Below are 18,388 nucleotides of genomic sequence, written 5' to 3' on the forward strand. Positions count from 1 at the left end.
TTTTTTTATGACCTATTTTAAGCCTGCTGGGTGGCGAGCTGAACTCCACACCCAGCGCTCAAGGGCAATGATGCCCTTGGCTGACGCCATTTAGGCTGAAGCTGGGCGACGACGCAGTGGACGACGGCCAGCGTCATCTTCTGCAGCACGTGGCGCACTGCTGCCACCGGCTGAGCTGCTCAGGTTCATCGGTACACCACAGATGCGTACGCGGGCCAGCGCCTGGAATACAGCCTTCGGCATGCCTTCTGGCAGATCGACGGTGCTGAAATCCTGTTGAATATCAATACGGCCAATGTTACGGCTAGAGATATTCGCTTCGTTGGCAATCGCTCCAACGATATTGGCTGGCTTGACACCATGCGAGCGGCCAATCGGCATACGGTAGCGCTTCATGCCTGCTTCTGGATCACGCGAACGTCCACGCGGGCCAGCAGCATCACGGCGACCACGGCCACCAGCATCATCTTCACGACGAGGACGATCACGCATCGGGCGCGGCTTCACTTCTTCAACCCACAAAGGCGTGTTGCCTTGGAACATCTTGGCCAAAGCGGCCGCAATGCGCAGCGGATCGGTATCGGTTTCGCTGTGGACTTCTTGCAGCAGCTTCTCGTACTGTTCGATATCACGAGCTTGCAAAGAGTGAATGATCTGCTCTTTAAAGCGCTCACTGCGCTTGGCATTGATCAGTTCCGCCTTTGGCAGCTCCATAGGCTCAATGCGCTGACCTGTACTGCGCTCAAGGTTGAACAGCAAACGCTTTTCGCGCTGAGTAACAAAAAGAATCGCCTGACCGCTCCGGCCCGCACGACCTGTCCGGCCAATACGGTGCACATAAGACTCGCTATCATGGGGCGGATCAAAGTTGATAACGTGGCTGATGCGTTCAACATCCAGACCACGCGCGGCCACATCGGTCGCGACCAGAATATCCAACTGGCTCTTCTTTAACTTATCCACAGCCTGTTCGCGCTGCGCCTGTGCCATATCACCATGTAAAGCACTGGCACGGAAGCCACGGCTATTCAGGAAATCGGCCAGATCAGCACAGCTGGCTTTGGTACGGGTGAAGATGATGATGCCATCTGTGGCTTCAGCTTCAAGAATCCGCGTCAGGGCTTCAGGCTTCGGCAGACCGTTGACCATCCACACTCGCTGAGTGACGGTATCAGCGGTACGCGCTTTTGCCGCAATACGCACTTCTTTAGGATCTTTGAGGTGACGCTGGGCAATGCGGCGGATCATCTCTGGCATGGTCGCCGAGAAGAGCACCACTTGACGCTCAGCTGGCGTCTGCTCAAGAATCCACTCCACATCATCAATAAAGCCCATACGCAGCATTTCGTCGGCTTCATCCAGCACCAGTGTTTTCAGCTGAGAAATATCCAGGCTGCCACGACGCATATGGTCCATCACACGGCCAGGCGTACCGACTACGATCTGTGCGCCAGATTTCAGGGCACGCATCTGCTCGCGGTATTCTGCGCCACCGTAAAGGTTAGCCACCTTCACGCCTTTCATGTTCGCGCCATATTTTTCAACGGATTCGGCAACCTGCATCGCCAATTCACGCGTTGGTGCCAAAACTAAAACCTGAGGTGAACGTGCGTTCACATCTAGGCGGGCCAATAAAGGAAGAGAAAAGGCCGCTGTTTTGCCCGTCCCGGTTTGGGCCTGGCCTAATAAATCGTGTCCTTCCAGCAGCAGAGGAATCGTCTGTGCCTGGATAGGAGAAGGTTGGTTGTATTCAATAGCAGAAAGCAAAAAATCAGGAAGACCCAGCTCGTTAAAAGCGGGCAAATTCGCGTCAGTAGACATCAATAATACCTGTGGTACAGAGGGAACGCAGAGGCGGGCGCGGGCCCGATACACAATTAAGGAAGGGCAACGACAGCCTGATGCAGGGAATAGCCGTTCAGGGCTATCACATAAGAAGCGGGATTATAGCAGCCTTCTTCACACAAAGCCAAGTAAAGTCGCATTGAAAAAACCACTTCTGTGCTCGAGCGCAGCACAACAGGTACAGGGCTGCAGAAAAAGGCAAAGAAAAGGCAGCTAGAGGCACCTTCTCAGCCTATCCGTCTCAACAGCGGCGAGTAGACTTATAAAAACTGCGTTTTTTATGATGCAAATGATGTTACTTTCGCAACTGCCCCTGTATTATGACGCATCAAGTTGACATGTTTTTGGGCATCCTGCCATTGAAGAAAAGGGATTCTTACCCTGTAGCACCCGAATCTTTTCTTCTCTGCTGATCACCAGAGGACTCCTTATGTCTTGGCTTCATACAAGCCGCCATACCTTGCTCCTGACTCTTGGCTACCTTTTGACCTTCTGGTGCGCTCTGTCACTGAATGCCGCCTTGCCTGCTTTTTTCTTTTCCGTTTGGTTGCCCAGTGGGCTGGCTCTGGCCGGTGTCTTGCATTTTGGTTATCGCGCTTTATATGGTATTGCACTGGGGGCCTTGCTTGCCCATTTTTCACTGGCGCTTCTCACTCCCGCGCCTCTGCTAGAGTGGCCCAACCTGATCAGCGCTTTATTACTCAGTGCAACGGCAACAGGACAGGCCGCAGCCGGTCGGTGGCTGATTCTGCGACTTCAAGCCCATCCACTGAAAACATCCGAAAAAGGCAGCCTGATCCGTTTTTTTCTGTGGCCAGTCTTGTCACTTGCCGCTATCCACAGCTTGATGGATAGCCTGATATTGGCCCACCTCTTTGGTGATCCGCAGCTCAACCCGCTGATTTTCTGGTTCGGCTACTGGGCTGGCGAGGTGCTGGGATTGGCCTTGCTCACCCCCCTGCTGTTGATTGCGCTGCACTGGCGCAGCCAAACCCAGCCTAGCCGCCATCTGCAATCGACCCTCTATCAGCTGGGTGGCAGTCTGGCGTTTATTCTGCTGCTGCATCAGCTGCTACTGGTGCAGTTCACTCAGCAGGCACAGGAGCGCTTCAATCAGGATGTCGCGCTGCTCGATACCCAGTTACATCGCCTCTTCCAGCAGAATCTGGCTGATCTGAGCCAACTCGAACGCAGTTTTACCCGCCACTCTTCCGCACTGACCCCTTCTTTGTTTCGTGAGCTGACGCTTCCCATCTTGGCCAGCAATCCTTCTGTACTCGCCTACTCATGGGACCCTTTGGTGCATCAGCAAGAGCAAGCCGCTTTTGAGCAGCTCACACGCGCACTGCTCGGGCAGGAAGACTTTGCCATCTATGGTGCAGCACTGGATGAGCGCGACCCGTTAATCGTGGTGCAATTTGTGGAGCCACGTGCCACCAATCAAGAAGCCTTGGGCTTTAATCTGATGTCACTCGATGATCGGCGCGATTGGATTCTGCTGGCCCAATCCAGCGGACGTCCAGTGAATACCGATATTCTGCGTCTCACTCAGGCACCAGACGAGCCAGGTTTTCTGATCCTACAACCGGTTTACACCACCCAGTCCACCCAAGATCAGCAGTCGCCTTTAGAAGGCCAAAAAAGCCTGGTGGGTTTTATGGCTGGGGTCTTTACCGTCAATCGCATGATTGAAGCCGCGCTGAGCGCCAGCCAACTACAAGCACTCAATCTACAGGCCTATCAAAACCGAGCGACAGCAGCCTTCTATCAATGGCAAGATTCTCAGGGCGGGTTAGATCGACTTCCCCTGTCATCCAGTCAACGCTTTAGCACCCAGTTCGCCTTACAGCTGGGCGATCAGCAATGGCAGCTTCATATCCAATCCACACCTGAATATCTGGCTCTTCAGGCACAACAGCATCTACTGCTTTTTCATGCTTTGTTGTGCCTCAGTGCTTTTTTAGCCTGTGGCCTTGCCCTGCATCGTTATCAGCGCGAAGGCGAACTGGCAACGCGCGTACAGCAACAAACCCAGAAACTCAGCTTTCAGGCTCACCATGATGCGCTGACCGGGCTTCCTAATCGCATCAGCTTAGAAAATGATATTCAACGCCAACTCAGCCAACCCTGCCCCCATCTGGCGTTGATCTTTATTGATCTGGATCGCTTTAAACTGATCAATGACAGCCTAGGACATTTAACTGGCGATCATCTATTAATCGAGCTTTCTGCACGCTGGCAACAAGAAACCCAGCAGCACTTTGCCCATTCTGCCAGCGAGGTCACCTTTTATCGTTTAGGTGGAGATGAATTCGCCTTGTTACTCAGCGCACCCGCTTTACAGCAGTGCCGTACTGAAGCCGAACAACTGAGCCTGCGCCTGCTTGAGCTGAGCCGCCACCCCATGCAGATAGATGGCTTGGTCTTACAAACCAGCATCAGCCTTGGCTTGGCGTGGACGCCCGATCATGGACTGGATTTCAATAGCCTGGTACGCAATGCCGATACAGCCCTGCATCAGGCCAAGCGTTTGGGCAAGAACACCTACCAGATTTATCAACAAGCACAAACAGAGCAGATGCTGCGTGATTTTGAGCTAGAGCAGGAACTGCGCTTGGCGCTGAATACGCAACAAATCCAGCTGCATTATCAACCTCAATATCACCTGACCACACGCGAACTCTGCGGACTGGAGGCACTGGTGCGCTGGCAGCACCCTGTGCGCGGTATGATTCGACCTGATCACTTTATCCCACTGGCCGAAGAAACCCAGATGATTATTCCCTTGGGTTGGCAGGTGCTTGATCAGGCTTGTCGTCAAACAGCGCAATGGTTGGAAGAGGGCTATCAAGTGCCCTGCGTAGCGGTCAATATCTCGCCTTTGCAGCTCTTGCAGGCTGACTTTATCGAGCAGCTGAATCTGCTGGTGGATTCCTATGGCCTACACCGTCAACGCCTCGAACTGGAAATCACCGAGAACCTGTTGCAGCAAAACCCAGACTTTGCCTTTCAGCAACTCAAATCACTGCGCCTCGCTGGCTATCGCCTTGCGCTGGATGATTTTGGTACTGGCTATTCATCGCTGAATCGACTCAAGCTGATGCCACTGGATCGCATCAAAATAGATAAGAGCTTTATTCGTGATATCGGCAAAAACACCAAGGATGATGCAATTATCCTCAGTATTATCAACCTGGGTCATAGCCTGGGTGTTGAGGTCTTGGCCGAAGGTGTCGAAACCGCACAACAAGATCGCTTCCTGCGTCATCATGGCTGCGATACGATGCAGGGTTATCTGCTTGGTCGGCCTGTGGCACAGCCTGAACTGCAGCGCCGCACTGGCTAAGAAACCTCTGATTAACTACTGTGCTTGGTGATGCTACGTTAAAATTGGTCTCAAAATGCTCATTTACTCCGCGTAAACTCCGCTTTTTCGATCAATTTTGCCTTGCCTGACCTGCGCTCGTGACGTTGATCAGAGGTTCCCTAAAGTGGAACACCTCGCTCTGGTTTAGGTCAAAGAGTCGGCCACGACACTGACATAGAATCGAGACAAGTCAATGCTAGACTCGATTCCCAAGCTGCTCGATGCGCCTCTTTTTGTTCTGCTTGCTACAAGGAATGCTGTTATGTCTTTATTGTCTGGTCTGCGCCCTGCGCGTCACCAAGGCTGGATCTTCTCTTTATTGTCACCGCCACTGGTCTTGTTCTTGTTGTTGTGGACCAGCTTGTTTGCCCCACTGAGCTGGGCGCAGGCACCGCGGGTCGCCGTCACACTGACTCAGCCTGAAGTCCGCTCGATTCACCAGCCCTTGTTTGCCAGCGGCCGCTTACAAGCTCAGCAGAGTGTCGACATCAAAGCCGAAGTCAGCGCGCTGGTCCTGGCCCATCAGCTTGAAGATGGTGCCCAAGTCGAGGCTGGCCAGCTTTTGGTGCAGCTGGATGATCGACGCCTGCAGGCTCAACAGCGTCAGGTGCAGGCCAACCTGAACGAAGCCACACAGCAGCTGGCACGCTTTGAGCGACTCATCCAGACTCAGGCCATCACCCAAGAACAACTCTCTAGCCAGCAAGCACGGGTGGAAAGCCTGCGTGCAGAGCAGCAAGCCCTCAGCGCAGAGCGTGAACGCTATCGCATTCTAGCCCCTTTTCAGGGTCATCTCGGCGAGCAGGATCTGGTCGTTGGTCAGCTGGTTGATAACGGAACGCGCCTGACCACGCTCGATCAACTCAACCCACTGCGGGTTGATTTCACCCTGGCTGAACAGCATCTGGCGCATCTCTACCCAGGGCAGCCTTTTCAGGTGCGCGTTGCGGCCTGGCCAGAAACCGACTTTGAAGGTGCCATCCAAAGTATTGGCACGCGTGTTGATCCCAGTACCGGACAACTCCAGATACGCGGCCGTCTCGCCAATCCAGACTTACAACTGCGGCCTGGCATGTTCGCCCAGATCCAGCTGCAGATACGCCCGCGTGAAGCCTTGACCGTGCCCGTCAGCAGCCTCAGTTACAATGGTCCAGAAGTGGCCGTGTTTGTGATCAATGCCAGCCAGCAGGTTCAGCGTCGTCTGATTCAGGTCGGCCGCATCACCGCCGACTGGGCCGAGGTCATCAGCGGCCTCCAAGCCGATGAGCAGATTATCCACCAAGGCGTCGTGAAGGTTCGTGATGGCATGTTTGTGCGTCCGGTCACTGCTCCTGATCCCCACCCTGAGACTCTCGCCTTGCAAGCCTCGCCGGCGGAGGGTGTCTAGTCGTGAAACTTTCTGAAACGGCGGTGCGCCGCCCTGTTTTCGCCCTCGTCATCAATCTCTTGTTGATTGTTTTTGGTTTGATTGCCTGGTCACAGTTGCCACTTCGCCAATACCCTGAGGTTGTGCAGCCGCGTATTACCATTTCGACCAACTTCCCCGGTGCCTCTGCCGAGGTGGTGGAGCTGCAGGTCACCACGCCCATTGAAGATCAGCTCTCAGGGATACAAGGCATTCGCTTTATTGAATCCAACTCGACCCGTGGCGTTTCACGCGTGGCGATTACTTTTGAAGAAGGGCGCGATCTCGATAGCGCTGCGAATGATGTCCGCGAAGCTGTCGCCCGTGTCACACGCCTGCTGCCAGAGGATGCCACCAGTCCGCTGGTGATGCAGCGCAGTCTGGTTGCCGATGCCATTTTGTACATTATTCTGGGCAGCGATCGGATGGATAGCCTGCAACTGACCGACTATGCCAAGCGCACTCTGCAAGATCGGCTCAGTCTGGTGAACGGCGTCAGTAATATCTTGCTGCTGGGCGCACAGGATTATGTGATGCGGGTTGAACTCGATCCACATGCACTGAATGCGCGCGGCCTGACCGCGACAGATATCATCCAGCGCCTGCGTCAAGAAAACATTGAACTGCGTGCTGGTGAACTCGAAGGGCCACAACGCACCCTCCAGCTGCAGGTGGCGCGCGATTTTAATACACCAGAAGACTTCGCACGCTTAGTCTTGCGCACAGAGGATCATGCACAGATACGTCTGGGCGATGTTGCTCAGATCGGGCTTGGCGCACAAAACACCAATCAGATCTTCCGCTCCAATGGACGCACTGTTGTGGGGCTGGCGATTGAGCCGATTTCAACCGCCAACCCACTTGAAGTCGTTCAGGCCGTCAAGGATGAGCTGGAGCTGATTCGTCCTTTCTTGCCAGAAGGGGCCAGTCTGACCACCACCTTTGATGCCTCCTTGTTTATTGAAAGCGCGCTGACGGAGGTGCAAACCACTCTGGTGCTGGCGCTGCTGCTGGTCGTCTTGGTGATCTTTATCTTCCTGGGTACACCACGCGCGACCTTTATCCCTGCCGTCACGGTGCCCGTTGCACTGATTGCCACTTTTATTGGTATCGATCTTTTTGGGTTCAGCATCAATTTAATGACGTTGCTGGCGCTGGTACTGGCCATCGGCCTGGTGGTCGATGATGCCATCGTGGTCCTAGAAAACATCCACCGTCATTTAGATGAAGGCAAGCCCCCGCTGCTCGCGGCCTGGGTTGGGATCAAAGAGGTCGGCTTTGCGGTGATTGCCACCACCTTGGTCCTGATCGCCACCTTTGTGCCGATTATTTTTCTAGAAGGCACTGTTGGGCAGTTTTTCCGTGAGTATGCCCTCACACTGGCGGTGGCCGTGGCTTTTTCCAGCCTGATTGCGCTGACATTAACCCCCGTGCTCTGTTCACAATGGCTGAAAGCCCATCCGCCCAAGGAGAAACAGCGCTGGCTCGCCCGTGGACTCCATTGGCTGGAGCAGGCCTATCAACGCCTGCTAGAAGGCGGACTCAAACAGCGTTGGATTGCAGCCGTGTTGCTGCTGATCAGCCTTGGGGGCACAGCCTGGGGACTGATGCAGCTACCGCGTGAGTTCACCCCTCAGGAAGATCAGGGTTCTATTTTTGTTTTTGTTCGCGGACAAGAAGGGGCCAGCGCAGAAAGAATGCGCGCCAGCATGCTCGAAGTTGAACAGCGCCTACTGCCCTTTTTAGATGGCCCCAATGTCAGCAGCATCACCCTGCGCTCGCCCGGCTTCTCAACTCAGGGGGATAACTCAGGCTTTTTGATTCTCAGCCTAACCCCCTGGAAGGAAAGGCCACAAAATGCCTTTGATCTGCTGCAAGAGTTGCGCACCTTATTCCGTGATCTGCCTGATGTGATGATCTTTCCGCGCATTACCTCACCTCTTGGGCAGGCCAGTGGCAGCCCTGTCCAACTGGTGATCGGTGGCAGTAGTTATGATGAACTCTTCGGCTGGGCAGAGGATCTGCGTCAAGCCGCCAGTGATTTTGCCGGTATTCAGGATCTGGAGATCGATTTTGATCAAACCCAACCTCAGATTCGGGCGCATATTGATCGAGAACGCGCGGCCCAGCTGGGGGTCTCGAGCCAAGCCATTGGCGAAGTGCTGGAAGTCATGCTCAGCGGTCGCAGCATCACACGCTTTGAAGAAAGAGGCCGCGAGTATGATGTCTTCTTAACCGGCGCGCCGAGTCGCTTTACCTCGATTGATGAGCTGGGCCAGCTCTTGATCCAGTCCTCCACCAGCCAGCAGCTGATACGCCTCGATCAACTGGTCAGCTTTACTGAGGTGGGTGAGGCAGCCCGCCTGCCCCACTATAATCGCCAGCGGGCGGTGACTCTTTCAGGTAGCGTGGGCGAAGGCTATTCGCTCGGAGAAGCGCTCGACTATCTAGAAGCCCTCGCCATTGAGCGCCTGCCTCCCTATGCCGTCATCGACTACAAGGGTGAATCGCTGGATTTCAGAACCAGCTCCGCAGCCATCGAGTGGATTTTCATCATGGCGCTGATCATCGTTTATCTGGTGCTGGCAGCCCAGTTTGAAAGCTTTGTCCATCCCTTTGTGGTGCTGCTCACGGTGCCACTGGGGCTGGCAGGCGCCATGCTCGGCCTCTGGTGGTCAGGCAGCAGTATCAACATCTATACCCAGCTGGCGATGATTATGTTGATTGGCCTCTCGGCTAAAAACGGGATACTGATCGTTGAGTTTGCGAATCAGCTGCGTGATCAGGGTCTGGCTTTTAATGCGGCGATTGTTGAAGCTGCCCGCCGTCGTTTAAGGCCGATTCTGATGACGGCCACCACGACGCTGATTGGTACACTCCCGCTGATGCTGGCCACCGGGGCAGGCGCGGAAAGCCGCCAAGCCATTGGGTTGGTCGTGTTCTCTGGCGTTGCCTTGGCAACAGTCTTGACGCTGGTGGTGGTGCCGCTGACCTATAATTTGCTCGCACGCCATACTGGCTCACCAGAGCGCATTGCCAATCAGCTGGCCAGCGAACTCGAACAGCACCCACCAGGCTGATCGGCTTCGCCATTGAAAAGGCCACCGCAACAAGGGTGGCCTCCATCAGCTCGGCTGACTACACAGACGGCTGTATTTTCAATTCCTTCTGCTGCATAAAAACACACAGCGCACGATAGAGATACCAAGCATCCAAAGCCCCCGCTGTTTCGCGGATCGAATGCATACCCCACTGGGGCACCCCCACATCTACCACGCGCACACCCAGTTGAGTGGCACTAATTGGGCCTATCGTGCTACCACAGGCCATATCCGAGCGCACCACAAAGCGCTGCACTGGCACACCTGCCTCACGACAAAAGCCTGCAAACAAGGCCGCTGTTTCACTGCTGGTCGCATAGCGCTGATTGGCATTGTGCTTGATCACTGGGCCAGCATTGAGTTGGGGGCCATGTTTTTCATCATGGCGATCTGGATAATTGGGATGGATCGCATGGGCATTATCTGCCGAAACCAGCATCGACTGTGCCATCAAGCGCTGATAAGCCAGCTGATCGCCCGCCAAACGCCGCAACAGGTTCTCAAGCGCTGGACCTTCCGCACCGACGGCTGAGGCACTGCCCACTTCTTCATGATCATGACAAGCCAGCAATTGCGTAGCCTGTGCCGCTTCACTATGAATCAAGGCTTGCAGACCAATATAACAGGACAGCAGATTATCCAACCGCGCACTGGTGATCAGCTCCTGCTGCCAACCCGTTAAAGCGGGCGGCTGGGTATCATAGAAACAGAGGTCATAATCAACGACCTCGCTGACTTCATAGCCCTCACCGAGTAGGTGATGAGCCAGCAGCTGACGCAGTGCCAGCCCTTCTTGCCCCTTTGGCAGACAGCCCCACACCACTGGCAGATGGGTTTGTGGATTGATCTCCACTCCTTTATTGGCTTCGCGGTTAAGATGAATCGCCAAAGAGGGAAGCACACCAACAGGCTCGACTAGGTTGATCAAGGCCTGACAAAGCTCGCCATTGGCATTCAAATAGTGCACCTCTCCCGCCAGAGAAAGATCACGATCAAACCAGGTGGAGAGCAGCGCCCCCCCATAGACTTCGACCCCCAGCTGCTTCACACCGTGGCGTTGCAGATCCGGCAAGGGCTTCACCTTTAAGCAGGGGCTGTCGGTATGCGCACCCACCATACGCACACCGGCCTGATCGAGCGGAGCTTGGCCGAGACGAAACGCGATCAGTGAACGGCCACTGTGGCTGAGGTAATAGCCCTGCCCCGCTTTTAAATCCCAATCCTCTTCGGCCTCTAAAGCCACAAAGCCAGCCTGATCAAGCAAGGTCTGCATCTGCAAGACAGCATGGCTTGGTGTCGGGGCGGCTTGTAAAAAACGCAGTAAGCCTTGATTAAATGCGGGTGTTTGCATAGTCAAACCTCTTGTACCTCTTCATCAGGTGTGCCAACCAGCCAAGGACAGCAACTCAGTGAATCCGTGTTGATGTCCTGTCATTTTTTGCTGCTTTTTTCTTTCAGCCCAGTCAGAAGGCTGTCATCGGTGAATTGATGCGTTATGCTTAACCCAGTATCAAACCATCAACCTCTCTCGACGCTCGTCGATGACTGTGCTGAAGACGTCTGATCCAAGCCGATCAAACTTATTGAGTTCAGCGGACTCTAAAGCCAGCATCATGTTATCTGCAGCCAAGACAGCTAGGCTAGTCACATTGAGCAAAAAGATGTTTTTTTATCGCCCTAAGAAAAATAACCCTGTGAAGAATAGGAGTAACCAAAGGATGCGCACGCAACTCTTGCGTGGGTTGCTGATCTGTTGGCTGACCCTCAGTTTGAACGCGCCCCTCGTGGCCGAAGAAGTCTCCACACGCCAGTACACGCCGTTAGAAGAGCTTACGCCTTCTGCCGAGCAGCGCCGTGTCGCCCGCGAAGTGACCCGCACCTTGGTGCGCCAGCACTTTGCCAGCGTTGCACTGGATGCTGAGCTCGAGCGTCAAGCACTGGAGAACTACATCGATCAGCTCGACCCCAACAAGGCATTGCTCACCGCCGCAGAGCGCCAAGCCATTTTAGAGCGCACGGCGGAGCTGGAGGCAGCCCTGGTCAAGGGCGATCTCGAATTTGCCTTCGAGGTTTTTGTCTCCATCGCCAACAAAAACAAGGCGCGTCTTGAGCGAAATCTCGTACAGCTGCAAGAAGAACTGGATCAGTTCAGCTTCGATCAAGACCAGCGCTTTATGCCAGATCGGCGTGAACAGCCTTGGCCCACCAGTCAAGCTGAGCTAGAAACTTACTGGCAACAACGCCTGACCCATGAACTACTCAGTCTGATGGATGCAGAGCAAACCCGCGAAGAAGCGCGTGATCTACTGGTACGCCGCTATCAGAACCAGCTCAGCCGCCTGCGCCAAACCAATGCGGATGATATCTTCCAAGGCTTCATGAATGCCTTTACCACCAGCGTTGATCCGCACACCAACTATCTTTCACCTCGCCGCAGCGAAAGCTTTAATATTCAGATGCGCCTTTCTTTAGATGGCATCGGGGCCGTGCTGCAAACTGAGAACGAATATACCAAGGTCGTCAGTCTTGTACCTGGCGGCCCGGCCGATCGCCAAGGTCAGCTACGCCCTAATGATCGTATTATCGGTGTTGCTCAGGGTGTAGAAGGCGAAATCGAGAATGTGATCGGCTGGCGTCTCGATGAAGTCGTCGATCTGGTCCGGGGGCCTCGTGGTTCGATTGTGCGCCTTGAAGTCCTGAACCAAGACAATACCGCGCGACGTGTCATAGAAATCGAGCGCAATGCTGTTGAGCTGGAGGACCAAGCCGCCAGCAGCCGTCGCATCGAGGTACAGGAAGAAGGAGCAACGCGCCACATAGGTATCATTGAGATTCCGACCTTTTATCTGGATTTTGAAGGCCAGCGCAATAATGATCCCCAATATCGCAGCACCACCCGCGATGTCGCGCGACTGATCCGTGAGCTCCAAGAAGAAGGTATCGATGGCTTGGTGATAGATCTGCGCAACAATGGCGGCGGCGCACTGCAAGAAGCCAATAGCCTCGTTGGCCTGTTTATTCCACGTGGCCCGACCGTACAGGTTCGGGATGCAGATGGGCAAATCAATGTGCTGGGCGATTCCAGTGGCCGTGTTTTCTACGAAGGCCCACTGGCCGTTGTCATCAATCGCCTGTCTGCCTCAGCCTCTGAAATCTTTGCCGGTGCAATCCAAGATTATGGGCGCGGCATAGTGGTCGGTGAGCGCTCCTTTGGTAAGGGCACGGTGCAGACTATTCTTGATCTGAGTTATGGTCAGCTGAAGATTACTCGCGCCAAGTTCTACCGCATCTCTGGTGCCAGCACTCAGCATCGTGGTGTCGAGCCAGATATTGCCTTCCCACCGCTGTTTGATCCAGATCGCATCGGAGAAAGCGCCTCTCCTAACGCACTGGCCTGGGATCAGGTTCAACCAGCCGTCACACGTCGCCATGCTGATCCAGCACCCTTAATCGCGACGCTGCTTTCCAGCCATCAACAACGTATCCAACAGGATGCCAACTTCCTCTTCCTGCAAGAGCAATCAGAATGGTTGCGTCGTCATAATGGCGCACCCAGCATCAGTCTGAACCTGGCTGAACGCCAACGCGAACAGCAGCAGGATGAGCAAGAACAGCTGGCGATGGAGAATCGTCGTCGTGAACGCCTCGGCCTGGAGTTGCTGAGCCAGCTTGAAGAAATGGATCCCAGCAGTGAAGAGCCGACGCCGCTGGATCAAGCCATCCTGTATGAAACAGGGCGTATTCTGGTCGACTATACGCGCTTGGTGAGCCAGCAAAACTAGCCGCGCGCATCCACTAAAAAAAGGCCTCCGCTGTGGAGGCCTTGTTGTTCATCTGCACCGCTGACATCAATAAGCATCAGCCAGCTTGGGTTTCCTGGGCTTCAACAGGTAAATAGCCCGAAGCCCAAGGCTGATGTCGTACCAGCAGAAACACCCTTTCTACAACCTGATCGCTTCTGACCTCTTCTGCCAAGCATTCGATGGCAAAATTCGCACCATACAAGCGCTCAACCTCCTGTGTATTCACGCTAAAAGGAGGCCCTTGTAAGCGGGCCGCTTCTTCACGTGCTACCAGCAGAATCTGCGCCCCTGGCTTCAAACACTGGGCCAAAAACAACGCATAGTTCTCGCGCACTGCCGTGGGCAAGGCAACCAGCGCAGCACGATCATAAACAGCATCGACTGAGCGCAATAAATCCGCCTTGAGATGAAACACATCCCCAACCACAAACAACAAGCGCTCCTGCCAAGCCAGATGCAAATGTGATTGCTGTGCATAACGTACCCCAGCCGAATGGCGCGCCAGCACAGCCTGCTGAGCCTGTTCAGCCAGATCGATTCCGATGACCTCATGCCCCTCAGAAAGCAGCCAGTCTAAATCTAGGCTCTTGCCACACAGCGGGACAAAAACACGCGCCTCGGGGGCCAGCTGTAGTCTTTGCCAAAAACGCTGTAAATGGCGATTCACTTGCGGCTGATGAAAACCTAGGTCTTCTTCACGCCACACTTTTTCCCAGTAGCTTCTGTCCACTCAGCTTCCCCAACAGGATGATTGATCCACTCAGGATGTATCCACACCTTCTGTGGATAAACCTGGGAGCATCTTTAGAGTAACCTCGCCGATGCCTCTGTGCTGCAACACTAGCATAAACTGATGAAAATTTGTTCACTAGCCCTGCGCTCGGCTCAGGCTGTATAATCCGCCTCTTCTTTTTATCTCCTCAATATAGGTTGTGTGCTTTTATGACTCAGGCCAGCGAACCCACCACCAAGAAGCTCTTTATCAAAACCCATGGCTGTCAGATGAATGAATATGATTCGACACGCATGGCGGATCTGCTCGGTGTGTCCCACCAGCTGGAACTCACGGATGATGAGAACGAGGCCGATGTCATTCTGCTCAACACCTGTTCGATCCGTGAAAAAGCGCAAGAAAAAGTCTTCCACCAGCTGGGACGCTGGCGTCTACTGAAGGAGAAGAACCCAGACCTGCTGATCGGCGTTGGCGGCTGCGTGGCCAGTCAGGAAGGCGATAAGCTGCGCCAGCGTGCGCCTTTTGTTGATCTGGTTTTTGGCCCGCAAACACTGCATCGCGTCCCAGAGATGATTGATGCCACACGCAGCACCAAGATTCCGGTTGTTGATGTCACCTTTCCTGAGATAGAGAAGTTTGATCGCCTGCCTGCACCCAAGGTAGAAGGCGTCACGGCTTTTGTTTCTATTATGGAAGGCTGCTCGAAATACTGTACCTTCTGCGTGGTGCCCTATACGCGCGGTGAAGAAGTCTCACGCCCATTTGAAGATGTGATGCGTGAAATCCAGCAATTGGCTGATCAGGGAGTGCGCGAGGTCAACCTGCTCGGTCAAAACGTCAACGCCTATCGTGGCCTGAATGCCGCTGGTGAAGAAATCGATCTGGCGGAGCTGATCACCTGTGTTGCTGCAGTGGAAGGCATGGATCGCATTCGTTTTACCACCTCACATCCAGTCGAATTTTCTGACAGCCTGATCGAAGTCTATCGCCATGTGCCTGAGCTGGTCAGCCATTTGCATCTACCCGTTCAGACAGGTTCAGATCGTATTCTTGCCGCCATGAAACGTGGCCATACCCGCGCTGAATATGTCGAGAAGATGAAGCGCATCCGTGCCAATCGTCCCGATATCAGCTTCTCCTCCGATTTTATTGTGGGCTTCCCCAATGAAACGGATCAGGATTTTGAGGACACGATGAATCTGATCGCGCAGATAGGTTTTGATCTGTCCTTCTCTTTTATCTACAGCGCTCGCCCAGGTACACCTGCTGCTGATCTGGAAGACACCACACCCGAAGCGGTCAAAAAGCAGCGCCTGCAGCGCTTACAAGAGCGCATTAATCAGCAGACGATGCAGATTAGCCGACGGATGGTCGGCACGCGCCAGCGCATACTGGTGACGGGGCTGGCACCTAAGGACCCAGGCCAGTTCTCTGGCCGTACCGAAAATAACCGGGTCGTCAACGTGACCAGCGATCACCCTCTGGACTATATTGGTCAATTTGTTGATGTGATCATCGAAGAAGCCTACCCTAACTCTTTACGTGGCCGTTTAGCCGAATAAGGAAGCCTTGTGACCCCAACTGATGCCGTGGATGCCGCTGAGGATCTCACTCGCTCTCCCAGAGTGATCCAACTCACTCTGGTCCCCGAAGACGCGCAGCGTCTCGCCGCCCTGTGTGGGCCGCAAAGTAGCCACCTGAACTTGATGGAACAACGCCTCGGCGTCACCATCAATCATCGTGGACATGCCTTCCAAATCCAGGGGGAGGCACGGCGTGCTCAAACAGCCGCCATGCTGCTCGAACAGCTCTACAAAGAAAGTGCGCATGAAGAACTCCATGCTGAGTTGATCCATCTGCATCTTCAAGAAGCTGGCCTTGAAGCACTCGAAGAAGAAGGCCTGCCCTCTCAGGCCCCAGTGCAGATACGCACGCCCAAACTGCACATCAAGCCCCGTGGTGATAATCAGCAAGCCTATGTGCGCAGTATTCGCAGCCAGGACATTAACTTTGGCATAGGTCCGGCCGGAACAGGCAAAACCTATCTCGCGGTGGCCTGTGCTGTAGAAGCCTTAATGAAAGATGAGATTCGCCGCATCCTGCTGGTGCGCCCTGCGGTCGAGGCAGGTGAGAAGCTCGGCTTTCTACCCGGTGATCTGGCGCAGAAGATCGATCCTTATCTACGCCCCCTCTATGATGCCCTCTACGAAATGCTGGGGTTTGAGCAGGTGACCAAGATGATCGAAAAGAATGTCATCGAGGTCGCACCGCTGGCGTTCATGCGCGGCCGTACACTGAACAATGCCTTTGTCATCCTCGATGAAAGCCAGAACACCACGCGTGAGCAGATGAAGATGTTCCTGACGCGGATCGGCTTTGGCACCACCGCCGTGATTACCGGTGATGTCACGCAGATCGACCTGCCACGCGGTACTCGCTCAGGTCTGGTGCATGTGATGCAGGTGCTCAAGGAGGTCAAGGGTATTGGCATGACTCACTTTGCGAATCGCGATGTTGTTCGTCATCCTTTAGTACAGCGTATTGTCGAAGCCTATGATCTGGCCGAGGCCGCAGAGGAAACCGCGCAACCCTCCACTTCTCACCCACAAGGGCGGGTTCAGCATGATTGAATTGGATCTTCAAATCGCGACTCAGGCAGCTGATGAGGTTCTGCCTAGCCTCACCGATTTACAAAGCTGGCTGGATCTTGCCTATCCAGCAGACCAGCCAGCAACGGAAGTGACGCTGCGCTTGGTCGATGAGGAAGAAAGCCAAGCACTGAATGCGGCTTATCGTGGTAAGGACTCTCCGACCAATGTCTTGTCCTTTCCTTTTGAAGCCCCCATTGATTTACCGCCTGAGGCTGAGTTAAGTTTGCTGGGTGATCTGGTGATTTGCGTGCCGAAGGTGCTCGAAGAAGCCCAGCAGCAAGGCAAAGCACCGCTTCACCATTGGGCGCATCTGGTCATTCATGGCCTGCTGCATCTGCAAGGCTGGGATCATGAGACAGAGGCCGAAGCCGAAGCCATGGAAAGCCATGAAGTACAACTGCTGGCCCAACTAGGGATTCCCGATCCTTATCAGGCCGCAAAAGACTGAAGACACCTTCTTTCTTCTTGTCGGGCAGTCAATCAGGCCTCTGATCAAGATCACTTGGCAGGTCAAGGCAGCATGACCAGCCAAATGATAGATCAAAGGCCTTCTCAAACAATGAACACTTGCCATATTGAGTCCAGGGTGAAACAACAAACGCCATGAACGAAGAGCGATCGAGCCGGGGGCAGCCCCCTAAAAACTGGCTGGATAAACTGTTGAGTGCCTTTTCGACTGAACCTAAAAACCGCCAAGAGCTGCTCGGCTTTTTAAAAGATGCCTCTGAACGCCAGCTGATTGATTATGAAGCACTGACCGTGATCGAGGGGGCCTTACAGCTCACCGATATGCAGGTGGGGGATGTGATGATTCCTCGCTCTCATATGGTGGTGGTCAAGATTGATCAGCATCCGCGTGATTTTCTCCCCTTGCTGATTGAATCCGCCCACTCGCGCTTTCCGGTGATTGGAGAAACCGCCGATGAGGTGCTGGGTATTTTACTGGCCAAGGATCTGCTACCGCTGATCACCGATCCTGAAGCACTCGCCAATTTTGATATGCGCCAGTTACTGCGCCCAGCCACCTTTGTTCCTGAATACAAGCGCCTCTACTCGATGCTGCGCGAGTTTCGCGCCACGCATAACCATATGGCGATCGTTGTCGATGAATATGGCGGTACCGCCGGTTTGGTCACCATCGAGGATGTGCTGGAGCAGATCGTCGGTGATATTGAAGATGAGCATGATGTCGAAGAAGAAGCCGATATCCGCCAAACTGAGCAGGGCCTCTTTTTAGTGCGCGCGTTAACGCCCATTGAAGACTTCAATGATTTTTTCTCTGCCGACTTTAGTGATGAAGAGTTCGACACCCTCGGCGGTATTGTGATGCAGAAGTTCGGCCATCTACCACGTCGCGGCGAGGCGCTGGTTCTGGCAGGCTTTGAGTTCAAGGTCATCAACGCCGACAACCGCCGCATACGTTTGCTCCAAGTGCGTCAACTCAGCGCGCAGGAGATTGCCGCCCTCCCCCCTGAAGACTAGC

At 54.2% G+C, this 18,388-nt stretch carries 11 protein-coding genes; 8 read left to right on the forward strand and 3 right to left on the reverse strand.

Translation table 11 applies throughout. The features are described 5' to 3' along the window. Window positions 1-90: 90 nt before the first annotated feature. Entirely contained in the window at window positions 91-1,821 is a 1,731-nt protein-coding gene (locus V6U78_RS05700) for a DEAD/DEAH box helicase (RefSeq protein WP_405338318.1), read from the reverse strand. 454 nt (window positions 1,822-2,275) lie between these two features. On the opposite strand from V6U78_RS05700, the gene V6U78_RS05705 reads away from it, so the two are divergent. The 3 genes from V6U78_RS05705 (at window position 2,276) to V6U78_RS05715 (ending at window position 9,697) form a co-directional block, all read left to right on the forward strand. Beyond that, window positions 2,276-5,191, forward strand: a complete 2,916-nt coding sequence (locus V6U78_RS05705) for a bifunctional diguanylate cyclase/phosphodiesterase (protein ID WP_405338320.1) — start codon at window positions 2,276-2,278, stop codon at window positions 5,189-5,191. Between the two features lie 283 nt (window positions 5,192-5,474). Further along, window positions 5,475-6,599: an efflux RND transporter periplasmic adaptor subunit gene (locus V6U78_RS05710; protein WP_405338322.1), complete on the forward strand. Its 1,125-nt coding sequence runs from the start codon at window positions 5,475-5,477 to the stop codon at window positions 6,597-6,599. A 2-nt stretch (window positions 6,600-6,601) separates the two neighbouring features. Further along, the gene (locus tag V6U78_RS05715; RefSeq protein WP_405338324.1) at window positions 6,602-9,697 is read left to right on the forward strand and encodes an efflux RND transporter permease subunit; all 3,096 of its coding nucleotides are present in this window, start codon (window positions 6,602-6,604) and stop codon (window positions 9,695-9,697) included. A 58-nt stretch (window positions 9,698-9,755) separates the two neighbouring features. Here the strand turns inward: V6U78_RS05715 and V6U78_RS05720 are convergent, their stop codons facing one another. Further along, window positions 9,756-11,069 (reverse strand): M18 family aminopeptidase, encoded by a 1,314-nt coding sequence (locus tag V6U78_RS05720; RefSeq protein ID WP_405338326.1) that lies wholly within the window; start codon window positions 11,067-11,069, stop codon window positions 9,756-9,758. 367 nt (window positions 11,070-11,436) lie between these two features. On the opposite strand from V6U78_RS05720, the gene V6U78_RS05725 reads away from it, so the two are divergent. After that, window positions 11,437-13,500 carry a carboxy terminal-processing peptidase gene (locus V6U78_RS05725; RefSeq protein WP_405338328.1) on the forward strand — a complete coding sequence of 688 codons (2,064 nt, stop codon included), beginning with the start codon at window positions 11,437-11,439 and terminating at the stop codon, window positions 13,498-13,500. Window positions 13,501-13,576: 76 nt separating this feature from the next. Here the strand turns inward: V6U78_RS05725 and V6U78_RS05730 are convergent, their stop codons facing one another. Then, window positions 13,577-14,251 (reverse strand): class I SAM-dependent methyltransferase, encoded by a 675-nt coding sequence (locus V6U78_RS05730; protein ID WP_405338330.1) that lies wholly within the window; start codon window positions 14,249-14,251, stop codon window positions 13,577-13,579. Window positions 14,252-14,463: 212 nt separating this feature from the next. Here V6U78_RS05730 and miaB point away from each other — a divergent pair, with 212 nt between their 5' ends. From miaB to V6U78_RS05750, 4 genes are all read left to right on the forward strand, one after another. Next, the gene (gene miaB / locus V6U78_RS05735) at window positions 14,464-15,816 is read left to right on the forward strand and encodes a tRNA (N6-isopentenyl adenosine(37)-C2)-methylthiotransferase MiaB (RefSeq protein WP_405338332.1); all 1,353 of its coding nucleotides are present in this window, start codon (window positions 14,464-14,466) and stop codon (window positions 15,814-15,816) included. Window positions 15,817-15,825: 9 nt separating this feature from the next. Further along, entirely contained in the window at window positions 15,826-16,884 is a 1,059-nt protein-coding gene (locus V6U78_RS05740) for a PhoH family protein (protein WP_405338334.1), read from the forward strand. After that, entirely contained in the window at window positions 16,877-17,353 is a 477-nt protein-coding gene (ybeY, locus tag V6U78_RS05745; protein WP_405338336.1) for an rRNA maturation RNase YbeY, read from the forward strand. Before V6U78_RS05740 ends, ybeY begins: the two co-directional genes overlap by 8 nt. A 155-nt stretch (window positions 17,354-17,508) precedes the next feature. Beyond that, window positions 17,509-18,387 (forward strand): HlyC/CorC family transporter, encoded by an 879-nt coding sequence (locus tag V6U78_RS05750; protein ID WP_405338338.1) that lies wholly within the window; start codon window positions 17,509-17,511, stop codon window positions 18,385-18,387. The last annotated feature ends 1 nt before the right edge of the window (window position 18,388 follow it).

The organism is Marinospirillum alkalitolerans (genome assembly GCF_045055655.1).
In the GTDB taxonomy this organism is placed as follows: Bacteria; Pseudomonadota; Gammaproteobacteria; order Pseudomonadales; family Halomonadaceae; genus Marinospirillum; species Marinospirillum alkalitolerans.

What these genes read in the sequence shown, in the direction of transcription:
- V6U78_RS05750 (WP_405338338.1), top strand. Translation starts at nt 17,509, where the DNA reads ATGAACGAAGAGCGATCGAGCCGGGGGCAGCCCCCTAAAAACTGGCTG.
- V6U78_RS05710 (WP_405338322.1), top strand. Translation starts at nt 5,475, where the DNA reads ATGTCTTTATTGTCTGGTCTGCGCCCTGCGCGTCACCAAGGCTGGATC.
- V6U78_RS05725 (WP_405338328.1), top strand. Translation starts at nt 11,437, where the DNA reads ATGCGCACGCAACTCTTGCGTGGGTTGCTGATCTGTTGGCTGACCCTC.
- miaB (WP_405338332.1), top strand. Translation starts at nt 14,464, where the DNA reads ATGACTCAGGCCAGCGAACCCACCACCAAGAAGCTCTTTATCAAAACC.
- V6U78_RS05720 (WP_405338326.1), bottom strand. Translation starts at nt 11,069, where the DNA reads ATGCAAACACCCGCATTTAATCAAGGCTTACTGCGTTTTTTACAAGCC.
- ybeY (WP_405338336.1), top strand. Translation starts at nt 16,877, where the DNA reads ATGATTGAATTGGATCTTCAAATCGCGACTCAGGCAGCTGATGAGGTT.
- V6U78_RS05705 (WP_405338320.1), top strand. Translation starts at nt 2,276, where the DNA reads ATGTCTTGGCTTCATACAAGCCGCCATACCTTGCTCCTGACTCTTGGC.
- V6U78_RS05700 (WP_405338318.1), bottom strand. Translation starts at nt 1,821, where the DNA reads ATGTCTACTGACGCGAATTTGCCCGCTTTTAACGAGCTGGGTCTTCCT.